The 9,839-nt window shown below is 37.5% G+C and carries 9 protein-coding genes, 2 tRNA genes and 2 rRNA genes; 12 read left to right on the top strand and 1 reads right to left on the bottom strand.

What is annotated here, in order from left to right; all coding sequences use genetic code 11:
- The 10 genes from BLS02_RS18205 to BLS02_RS18160 all read left to right on the top strand — a co-directional run.
- A 23S ribosomal RNA gene (locus BLS02_RS18205) occupies positions 1–289 on the top strand; the annotation flags it as partial.
- 173 nt (positions 290–462) lie between these two features.
- Positions 463–578, top strand: a 5S ribosomal RNA gene (gene rrf / locus BLS02_RS18200).
- Positions 579–657: 79 nt separating this feature from the next.
- A tRNA-Met gene (locus BLS02_RS18195) sits at positions 658–734 on the top strand.
- 83 nt (positions 735–817) lie between these two features.
- A tRNA-Asp gene (locus BLS02_RS18190) sits at positions 818–894 on the top strand.
- Between the two features lie 632 nt (positions 895–1,526).
- Positions 1,527–2,498, top strand: a complete 972-nt coding sequence (gene thiL, locus BLS02_RS18185; protein ID WP_092494448.1) for a thiamine-phosphate kinase — start codon at positions 1,527–1,529, stop codon at positions 2,496–2,498.
- 9 nt (positions 2,499–2,507) lie between these two features.
- Positions 2,508–2,963 (top strand): tRNA (adenosine(37)-N6)-threonylcarbamoyltransferase complex ATPase subunit type 1 TsaE, encoded by a 456-nt coding sequence (tsaE, locus tag BLS02_RS18180; RefSeq protein WP_092494447.1) that lies wholly within the window; start codon positions 2,508–2,510, stop codon positions 2,961–2,963.
- Positions 2,964–2,981: 18 nt separating this feature from the next.
- Positions 2,982–3,689: a tRNA (adenosine(37)-N6)-threonylcarbamoyltransferase complex dimerization subunit type 1 TsaB gene (gene tsaB, locus BLS02_RS18175; protein WP_092494446.1), complete on the top strand. Its 708-nt coding sequence runs from the start codon at positions 2,982–2,984 to the stop codon at positions 3,687–3,689.
- Positions 3,682–4,131 carry a ribosomal protein S18-alanine N-acetyltransferase gene (gene rimI, locus BLS02_RS18170; protein WP_092494445.1) on the top strand — a complete coding sequence of 150 codons (450 nt, stop codon included), beginning with the start codon at positions 3,682–3,684 and terminating at the stop codon, positions 4,129–4,131. The genes tsaB and rimI overlap by 8 nt, the downstream gene beginning before the upstream one ends.
- Positions 4,128–5,138 (top strand): tRNA (adenosine(37)-N6)-threonylcarbamoyltransferase complex transferase subunit TsaD, encoded by a 1,011-nt coding sequence (tsaD, locus tag BLS02_RS18165; RefSeq protein WP_092494444.1) that lies wholly within the window; start codon positions 4,128–4,130, stop codon positions 5,136–5,138. The genes rimI and tsaD overlap by 4 nt, the downstream gene beginning before the upstream one ends.
- Before the next feature lie 302 nt (positions 5,139–5,440).
- Positions 5,441–6,613 (top strand): FtsW/RodA/SpoVE family cell cycle protein, encoded by a 1,173-nt coding sequence (locus BLS02_RS18160; protein ID WP_092494443.1) that lies wholly within the window; start codon positions 5,441–5,443, stop codon positions 6,611–6,613.
- Positions 6,614–6,642: 29 nt separating this feature from the next.
- Here the strand turns inward: BLS02_RS18160 and BLS02_RS18155 are convergent, their stop codons facing one another.
- Positions 6,643–8,556 carry an ABC-F family ATP-binding cassette domain-containing protein gene (locus BLS02_RS18155; protein ID WP_092494442.1) on the bottom strand — a complete coding sequence of 638 codons (1,914 nt, stop codon included), beginning with the start codon at positions 8,554–8,556 and terminating at the stop codon, positions 6,643–6,645.
- A 134-nt stretch (positions 8,557–8,690) separates the two neighbouring features.
- Here BLS02_RS18155 and moaC point away from each other — a divergent pair, with 134 nt between their 5' ends.
- Together moaC and BLS02_RS18145 are read left to right on the top strand one after the other, a co-directional pair.
- A complete protein-coding gene (gene moaC / locus BLS02_RS18150) occupies positions 8,691–9,182 on the top strand; it encodes a cyclic pyranopterin monophosphate synthase MoaC (protein ID WP_092494458.1) in 492 nt (163 codons plus the stop codon).
- 2 nt (positions 9,183–9,184) lie between these two features.
- Positions 9,185–9,820 carry a redox-sensing transcriptional repressor Rex gene (locus BLS02_RS18145; protein WP_175476832.1) on the top strand — a complete coding sequence of 212 codons (636 nt, stop codon included), beginning with the start codon at positions 9,185–9,187 and terminating at the stop codon, positions 9,818–9,820.
- The last annotated feature ends 19 nt before the right edge of the window (positions 9,821–9,839 follow it).

The following is a 9,839-nucleotide window of genomic DNA, read 5'->3' as shown; positions in this document are numbered from 1 at the left end:
CTATCCGTCGTGGGCGCTGGAAGTTTGAGAGGAGCTGTCCTTAGTACGAGAGGACCGGGATGGACACACCGCTGGTGTACCAGTTGTTCCGCCAGGAGCATAGCTGGGTAGCTACGTGTGGCAAGGATAAGTGCTGAAAGCATCTAAGCATGAAGCCCCCCTCAAGATGAGACTTCCCATCACTTCGAGTGAGTAAGATCCCTCAGAGACGATGAGGTTGATAGGTCCGAGGTGGAAGCGTGGTGACACGTGCAGCTGACGGATACTAATAGATCGAGGACTTAACTAATAATGACAAGTTGAAAACGTTGATGTGAAGCTCTTATTTAGTTTTTAGGGTATAAACTTTAAAAAATCCCTTGCATTTTCTCTTTGAAATGCATATAATATATCTTGTCTCCTAATTTTAGATAAAGAATTTATTATGATGTAGTTCACATCTTGTGAACAAGATTCTTTAGGTCTGGTAGCATTAGCGGAGAGGTCACACCTGTTCCCATGCCGAACACAGCAGTTAAGCTCTCCAGCGCCGATGGTAGTTGGGGCTTTGCCCCTGCAAGAGTAGGACGCCGCCAGGCCTTCTAGATTTATTCTGGAAGATAAGAAATTGCTTTTTAGCAATACAGAAAACAGTATTAAGTTAATATTATCTCATATCGCGGGGTGGAGCAGTCTGGTAGCTCGTTGGGCTCATAACCCAAAGGTCGCAAGTTCAAATCTTGCCCCCGCAACCAATTTAATTTAATTTACTAAGTCGAATTTACTTCAACTGTCTACGTTGAATAAGTCACCACTAGTTAACACATAAATATATCTTGGTCCGGTAGTTCAGTTGGTTAGAATGCCTGCCTGTCACGCAGGAGGTCGCGGGTTCGAGTCCCGTCCGGACCGCCATTACTTTTAACTCATGATTTCCAATTTTGGAAACATGTTTTTTTATTTTCAGTTAAAAAAAACAATATGGCTACTGAATACGCAACCACCGTCTATCATGAAAATGAATTTGTAATCGAATTTGATAGGTGTTTTCATATAGCAAATTTGCTTTGCGGACACCAGAGACCTTATTTGGCAGAAATTCATGAAAATGGTCGTGTTGACGGACACCAGGGACTTTATTTAGCAAAAATGCCCTCTATTATCCATGATATATATATAATAAGGGCTTCTGTGTCCGGATAAGTTCGAAAAGGTCACTTTTTTATAGAAATAACGTCTCCTGTGTCCGCTAAAAAATAAAAGTCTTAGATTCCGTTAACCTTTGTAGAAGTATAAGGGGTTGTTTTCATAAGAATCACTTTAATGGATGCCAAACAAGTCTAATTCATAGAGTCTTATATTTTATCGATAATATTAAAAAGTTTATATTACTTTACTGCCGTTTCCGCGCAACTTGGAAGCGGCTTTTTAAATTTAGCTAGCAAGATCAAATATCACCAATAATAGTTAAAATAACGTTTACTTTTTCTTTTTATCCTCTTTTTGCTATCATTAACATAGTTAACAATGAGAAGTGGTGGTAATCTATGGATGAATTTTCTTTTATAAATTCGATAAAACAACAGACTTACAAGCAGTCTTCAGTTGTAAAAGGTATAGGAGATGATGCAGCAGTTTTTCGCAATACATCACAAGATATTGTAACTGCTGTAGATACTTTCGTTGAGGAAGTACATTTCTCAAGAGCAACAATGGATCCATTTCATATTGGGTACCGGTCACTTGCTGCAAACATTAGTGACTTAGCAGCAATGGGAGCAACGCCAGCATTTTATCTCGTATCAATTGTTATCCCGAAACACTGGGCCGATGAAGAATTAACCAAACTGTACAAAGGGATGGACAATCTGGCAACTATACACAACATGGACTTAATTGGTGGTGATACAGTTTCGGGAAAAGAGTTGTCGATTTCTATAACTGTAATTGGTTTTGTAAGTAAAGGAAATGCCAGATATCGTAGCTCTGCAAAGCCAGGTGATATTTTGTTCGTGACTGGGACGTTAGGTGATTCTCAAGCAGGGTTTCACATACTTAATAATCCCGGTAGATTTAAAGAAAAGGAATACTATTATAATAAACACCGTATGCCTGAACCAAGGGTGGCATTTGCTTTGGAACTGGGAAGTTTATCTAGAGTGGCTTTAAATGATATTAGTGATGGAATTGCTAATGAGGCGAATGAAATTTCGGAGGCATCGAAAGTAAGTATAACTATATATGAAGATAAACTGCCAACAAGTACTTCATATAAACAATTTCCTGTTAAACTTCAGCGTGAGTGGAAATTGTTTGGTGGAGAAGATTTCGAACTTGTAGGTACCGTTGCGAAAGCTGAATGGGAAGCCATGAAGTTAGTTGCTGAGAGAACAAATACTCCTCTTAAAGAAGTTGGCTATGTTGATTTCAGTAAAAGTGATGAGCACAAAGTGTTTGGAGTCAATCAAAAAAATAAAAAGAAACTTTTGGAAAAAAAGGGTTATACCCACTTGGAGTAGGTGAAAAGAATGAGCGAGCATCAATTAAAGGCAAATTCTGTTGAAGAGACAGGAAAAATAGCTGAGAAGTTAGCATTATTTTTGAAACCTGGTGATGTTGTTACATTAGAAGGTGACCTTGGAACTGGGAAGACAACATTCACAAAAGGGATTGCTAACGGACTTGGTATTAAACGAAACGTAAATAGTCCTACATATACGATTGTAAAAGAGTATGAGGGAGAACTGCCTCTATATCATATGGATGTTTATCGATTGGAGAATTCTGATGAAGATATTGGTTTTGATGAATACTTTAACGGAGATGGAATTTCAATAGTTGAGTGGGCACATTTTATCGAGGAATTCTTACCGGATGAGCGTTTAAATATAAAGTTTTCTTACCTAGATGATTGTACTCGCTTGCTAGAATTCACTGCCATTGGTACACATTTTGAATGGATTACAGCCGAATTATTCGGTTAAATATAAGGAGTTACTTGAATGAATATACTTGCAATGGATACATCAAATCAAGTATTGGGTGTTGCTTTACTTAAAGATGATCAGTTAATAGGTAAAGTCGTTACGAATATAAAAAAGAATCATTCAGTAAGGTTAATGCCTGCAATAGATCAATTAATGCATGATGTGAATATGACGCCTGAGCAGCTAGACAAAATTGTAGTTGCAAAAGGTCCTGGCTCATATACTGGTGTACGTATTGGGCTTGCCACTGCCAAGTCTATGGCGTGGGCGCTGGACATTCCGGTAGTTGGAGTCTCCAGTCTCGAAGTTCTTGCATACCAGGGCAGATTTTTTAATTCATACGTATGTCCATTTTTCGATGCTAGGCGAGGTTTAGTTTTTACTGGATTATATCGATGGAGAAATAGTGAGCTTGAATTAGTGGATAAGGAAAAAAATATACTCATGGAGAATTGGCTGCAGGAATTAGCATCCACACAAAAAGAAGTGTTATTTATAAGTCCGGAAATAGAACTTCATCAAGAAGCAATTCAGAAATATTTGGGAGATCGAGCAATTATCCCGAATGGCTTTGTTCATATGGCCGACCCAGCTCATTTGGCGTTAACTGGTTCAAATCAAGAGCCAGATGTAACCCATACATTGACACCAAATTATTTACGTATGGCTGAAGCTGAAGCCAAGTGGCTAAATGCACAAAAGGAAAAGCAAAATAATGGCTGAGTTAGTTATTCGACAAATGAAGTTGGCTGATATTGATTCTGTTATGGACGTTGAAAGGGCTACATTTGATTCACCTTGGCCAGAGGATATATTTCTTCAGGAAGTAAGTGGAAATCAACATGCGCACTACTATGTTATGGAATTAGACAAAGAAATTATAGGTTATGCGGGGATGTGGCTCGTAATTGACGATGCACAGATTACAAATATTGCTGTTACGCCTAAGTACAGAGGCTACAAATTAGGAGAGAAATTGTTTTTATATATAATTGAACAAGCGATACAAATGGGAACAAAGCGGTTATCATTGGAGGTCAGAATGTCTAATAAAGTCGCACAGCGGATGTACCGGAAGTTTGGGCTAGTCCCTGGTGGCATTCGCAAAAATTACTATAAGGATAATCAAGAAGATGCTATTGTAATGTGGGTGAATTTATCATGAAAAAAGAAAATTATATAGTTGGAATAGAAACAAGTTGTGACGAAACTGCTGTTGCAATCGTCAAAGATGGTAGAGAGATTATTTCCAATGTTGTGGCTTCACAAATTGAAAGCCATAAGCGATTTGGAGGGGTTGTACCAGAAATTGCGTCGCGCCATCATGTAGAACAAATAACAATTGTTTTGGAAGAAGCATTTAATGAAGCAAATATTACCTGGGATCAAATTGACGCGATTGCTGTGACTGAAGGCCCTGGTCTAGTTGGAGCGTTGCTTATCGGTGTTAATGCAGCAAAGGCACTTGCATTTGCAAAACAAAAACCTTTAGTTGGAGTTCATCATATTGCAGGACATATTTATGCTAATCGTTATGAACAGGAGTTTCATTTTCCACTATTAGCTCTAATCGTTTCTGGTGGACACACTGAGCTTGTTTTAATGAAAGAACATGGGAAGTATGAGCTGATAGGTGAAACACGTGATGACGCGGCAGGAGAAGCGTATGACAAGGTTGCACGTATGCTGGAGTTACCATATCCGGGTGGTCCTCATGTTGACAGGTTAGCTGCTTCTGGAGAAGAAAATATTACTTTTCCACGTGCTTGGCTTGAAGCAGACAGCTTTGATTTTAGCTTTAGCGGATTAAAATCATCCGTAATTAACACGATCCACAACGCGAAGCAACGTGGTGATGAATTGAAAAAAGAAGATATTGCTGCAAGCTTTCAAGGTAGTGTAGTCGACGTGTTGTCGACGAAGACTTTAAAAGCAGCCATTGCCTATAATGTAAAACAAGTTATTGTTGCAGGAGGGGTTGCTGCGAATGACGGGCTACGTAAATCTTTAAATGAAAAATTTAGTGGCACGAATATACCTTTATTAATTCCACCACTAAAATTATGTACAGACAACGCTGCGATGATTGCAGCAGCGGGGTACATCGCATATGAACAAGGAAAACGGTCTGATTGGGATTTGAATGCAAACCCTTCATTAGTTTTAAAATAAAATTTACTTTTAATTGTGACTTTTTAATGTTGTTATTTAATATGAATGGATTCTTTAGCTTTAATGTTTACCCACAGGACTGTGGATATTTTTTGCGAAAGCAAGTTTTGATTAAGATTATGATGTGGATATAAATTGTGGATAAATCAGTGGATAACTGTGGATTTTGTGTATAACTTTATTCAGAAACGAATGTATTCACTATTTTCCTGTGTATATGTCTGTGGATTATCTTAATAACTCACAAAAAGTTAATCAAACGTTTGAACAATATCTAAAGAAAGAAATTTGGTGGAGATTCAATGTCAACTAAACAATCCCATTACATACAAAGTGATTTTATTATTTTACTGACTTTGTTCATTTGTGTTAGTTTAATATCCATTTATAATGCACAACAATTGCCACAGTACAATGGGGATGAATTTGTTCTGAAGCAGATTTTATGGTTCATCGCCGGTATTTTAATTGCAGCGGTCATCCAATTTTTTGATTTAGAACAATTATATAAAGCTAGTATTCTTATTTACATCGTGGGTGTTCTAGTGTTAATTGGGTTATTAATTAGTCCTGAAAGTATTGCTCCGATTATAAAAGGACAAAAAAGCTGGTTTACTTTGCCCGGAATGTCGATGCAGCCAGCTGAATTCACGAAGATTACAACAGTATTGTATTTGGCCGCCGCCATTAGCAGGCACAAGCAGAAGTATGAAATAAGTTCTTTAAAAAGTGATAGTTTACTTTTTTTAAAGATTGTTTTAATAACAGCAATTCCAGTAATTTTAATCATGAATCAGCCGGATTTTGGTACATCAATGGTTTATATATTCATAGCTTGTATGATGGTTCTGTTATCAGGTATCGATTGGAAAATAATTATTGGCTTAATTTTAGCATTTACGATAATTATTGGCGGGGCGGTAGGGTTAACTGTTAAATTCCCTGAAATGTCGCAGGAGTTAATAGGACTTGAAGAATATCAGGTGAAACGTGTTACCAGCTGGCTTGATCCCTCACAGGAAACTACTAATGACACCTTTCAATTTGATCGGTCAATACGTGCGCTCGGCTCAGGGCAGTTATTCGGTAAAGGATTGAGTAGTTTACAAGTGGGAACTCCTGATAATCACACAGATTTTATATTTTCAGTAATTGGCGAAAGTTTTGGTTTCCTTGGCACTGCAATAGTTGTTTTCCTATATTTTCTTTTATTATACAAGCTTGTGAAACTAGGTTTAACTAGTTCTCAGCATACTCCGTTTGGTGCCTACCTGTGTTTAGGATATATGAGCATATTGCTGATACACGCATTTCAGAATATAGGTATGACAATCGGGATTATGCCGATAACTGGAATTCCGTTATTATTAATTAGTTATGGCGGGAGCTCGGTATTGGCAACGATGATCGGACTTGGCCTTGTCTATCGAGTAGCTGTAGAATATTCTATTCAACAGGATTATCTATTTAAATAAAAAACCACATGAAGAGCCTATCATGTGGTTTACTCTTGTAATGCTGTCCATTCTTCCATTAATTGCTCGATTTCTTGTTTAAGCTTGCTGGTTTGTTTTGTCAGCTCTAGTGACTTTTCGTGATCTTGAAATATCTCCGGTTCAGTCATTTTTTGTTCAATAGCGGCCAATTCATTCTCGAGGTTTTCAATTATCGATTCTAAATCGTCGATACGGCGTTGTCGTTTACGCTCTTGACTACGAATTATTTTTTCCTCTTTAAATTTGTTCTTTCGTTGATCTTGAGTGTGCACTACTTCTGTTGCCTGTTGCAGCTTCTCGATTTCAACTTCTTCTTGTTTCTTCTCTGTATAGTAGTCATAATCACCTAAATAAACAGTTGCCCCATCTTTTTGCATTTCAACGACCTGATCCGTAATCTTATTTATGAAATAACGATCGTGTGATACGAAAATAATAGTTCCTGGAAATTCCATCAATGCGGCTTCCAGTACTTCTTTACTATCAATATCCAGATGGTTCGTCGGTTCATCAAGTACAAGGAAATTTGCTTGTTGCATCATCAGTTTTGCTAGAGATAATCGCGCTTTTTCGCCCCCGCTTAGTGAACGGACAGATTGTAGAACATCATCACCGGAAAATAAAAAGTTACCTAAAACAGTACGAATATCTTTTTCATCTACAGAGGGATATTCATCCCACAATTCATCCAATACTGTCTTGGACGATGATAATGTTTGCTGTTCCTGATCATAATATCCTATTTGTACATTTGTACCAACATGAATTGTTCCACTTGTTGGATTAATCTGACCAAGAATTGTTTTTAACAAAGTTGTTTTGCCAACTCCATTGGGGCCAACAAGTGCAATGCGTTCTCCTCTGTTAACATGTATTTTTAGATTGGAAAAAATGGGTGTTTCATCATATTGAAAGGATAAATCATCAATCTTTAACACATCATTGCCACTTCTTCGGTTAATCTGAAACGAAAAAGAGGCAGATGATTCATCACCTTTTGGTTTGTAAAGCTTATCCATTTTTTCTAATTGCTTACGTCGACTTTGAGCCCGCTTTGTTGTGGATGCACGTACAATGTTTTTTTGAATAAAGTCCTCTGTTTTTTTAATCTCATTTTGCTGCTTTTCAAATTCCTTCAATTCCTGTTCATAATCCAATGCTTTTTGTTCGAGGAATTTACTGTAACTTCCATGGTATTTCTTTGTTTTATGACGAGATACTTCATAAACTATTGATACAGTCTTATCTAGGAAGTACCTGTCGTGTGAGACGATAGTTACAGCACCGGGATAGTTTGCTAAGTAATTTTCTAGCCACGCTAAGGTTTCAATGTCGAGATGGTTTGTGGGCTCGTCCAGAATCAGTAGTGCTGGTTTTTTCAACAATAACTTCCCGAGCGCCAGACGCGTCTTCTGCCCGCCACTAAGCTCATTTATTGGTGTATTATAATCGAAATCATGAAAATGTAAGCCTGTTAGAACTGCTTTGATATCAGCTTCATATCGATAACCGCCTTCATCATCAAACGCTTGTTGTTTTTTGTCATAATCAAGCAGAAGCTGTTCATAGTTTGCGTCAGAAAGCGTTGCTGCCCGTTCCATTTCTTTTTCAAGACTACGAAGTTCCTGCTCCTTGATTAGCAAGTGCTCAAATACTTCTACCATTTCATTCCAAATGGTTTTATCAGATTCAAGGCCAGTGTGTTGCGAAAGATAGCCTGTGGTTAGATCCTTTGGTTTAAACAATTCACCTACATCATGAGAAAGTTCGCCAGCCATAATTTTAAGTAAGGTTGACTTGCCAGCCCCGTTTCTGCCAACAATCGCGATTCGGTCTTTAGCTTTTATTTCAATTTTTATATTTGATAAAATCTCGTCTGCTCCAAATGATTTGGAGAGACCATTCATTTGCATAATAATCATTTCGTTCACCTCATCCTATACAAGTGTATCTTATAATGAATTGGCTCGGCAATGATATTGTGAAATTAATCACGACTTATCTGTTTTTTTCTGATAGAATAGGTCTTAATAAGACATGGCAGGGAGTTGAGCATATGGCAGATTTTACTCATTTTAATGAACAGGGAAGAGCAAAAATGGTTGATATTAGTGATAAAAGTGAAACCGAGCGGACAGCTACTGCTATTTCAAGTATTCAAGTAACCAAAGAAATCTATCAAAAAATAACAACAAATAAGATGAAAAAGGGAGATGTACTTTCGGTGGCTCAGGTTGCTGGAATAATGGCTGCCAAAAAAACACCTGACTGGATACCGATGTGTCATCCCTTACAATTAAAGGGAATTGATATTTCATTTGATTGGGAGACTAATAATACATATGTATTGCAAATACAGGCATTTGTGAAGACAAAAGGAAGTACAGGTGTTGAAATGGAAGCCCTAACAGCAGCTTCAGCTACAGCACTTACGGTATATGATATGTGTAAAGCAATTGATAAAGGAATGGTAATCGGTCCAACGTATGTACTGTCGAAAAAAGGCGGTAAGTCAGGAAATTACTATCGTGAAGATCAGGGGGAATAATCATGGATCAAAATAAAATTCCGCAGGCTACAGCAAGGAGGCTTCCATTATATTATAGATTTTTAAATAACTTGAATCACCAAGGGAAAAAGCGAGTATCTTCAAAAGAACTGAGTGAGGCGGTAAAAGTTGATTCCGCTACTATCAGAAGAGACTTTTCTTACTTTGGGGCATTGGGAAAAAAAGGGTATGGCTACAACGTCGAATACCTGCTTGGGTTTTTCCGAAAGACATTGGACCAAGATGAGGTAACTGAAGTTGCATTAATTGGTGTAGGGAATCTTGGAACTGCTTTTTTACATTATAATTTTATGAAAAATAACAATACAAAGATAGTGAAGGCTTTTGATACTAATGCAGAAAAAATTGGAACAGATATTGGAGGCGTACCGATATTTCATATTAATGATTTAGAGGAGAAAATGACAGGAGTCAGTGTAGCAATCTTAACTGTACCGGCCAATGAAGCACAAAGCATTACAAACAGACTTGTCGACTATGGCGTTTCCGGAATCCTTAACTTCACTCCAGCAAGAATTACGGTTCCTGAGAAAATCCGTGTTCATCATATTGATTTAGCAGTAGAATTGCAATCATTGGTTTACTTTTTGAAACATTATCCACTGGACTTAGATTAAATTTCAAATAGCTAACTTC

Source organism: Virgibacillus salinus (assembly GCF_900102415.1).
Lineage (GTDB): Bacteria > Bacillota > Bacilli > Bacillales > Amphibacillaceae > Lentibacillus > Lentibacillus subterraneus.
Note: the sequence above shows the minus strand (reverse complement) of the source record. Positions and strands in the feature narration are given on the sequence as shown.

Coding starts and splice junctions, on each gene's coding strand:
- thiL (WP_092494448.1), top strand. CDS start 1,527: ATGGATGAATTTTCTTTTATAAATTCGATAAAACAACAGACTTACAAG.
- rimI (WP_092494445.1), top strand. CDS start 3,682: ATGGCTGAGTTAGTTATTCGACAAATGAAGTTGGCTGATATTGATTCT.
- BLS02_RS18145 (WP_175476832.1), top strand. CDS start 9,185: ATGGATCAAAATAAAATTCCGCAGGCTACAGCAAGGAGGCTTCCATTA.
- moaC (WP_092494458.1), top strand. CDS start 8,691: ATGGCAGATTTTACTCATTTTAATGAACAGGGAAGAGCAAAAATGGTT.
- BLS02_RS18160 (WP_092494443.1), top strand. CDS start 5,441: ATGTCAACTAAACAATCCCATTACATACAAAGTGATTTTATTATTTTA.
- tsaE (WP_092494447.1), top strand. CDS start 2,508: ATGAGCGAGCATCAATTAAAGGCAAATTCTGTTGAAGAGACAGGAAAA.
- BLS02_RS18155 (WP_092494442.1), bottom strand. CDS start 8,556: ATGATTATTATGCAAATGAATGGTCTCTCCAAATCATTTGGAGCAGAC.
- tsaD (WP_092494444.1), top strand. CDS start 4,128: ATGAAAAAAGAAAATTATATAGTTGGAATAGAAACAAGTTGTGACGAA.
- tsaB (WP_092494446.1), top strand. CDS start 2,982: ATGAATATACTTGCAATGGATACATCAAATCAAGTATTGGGTGTTGCT.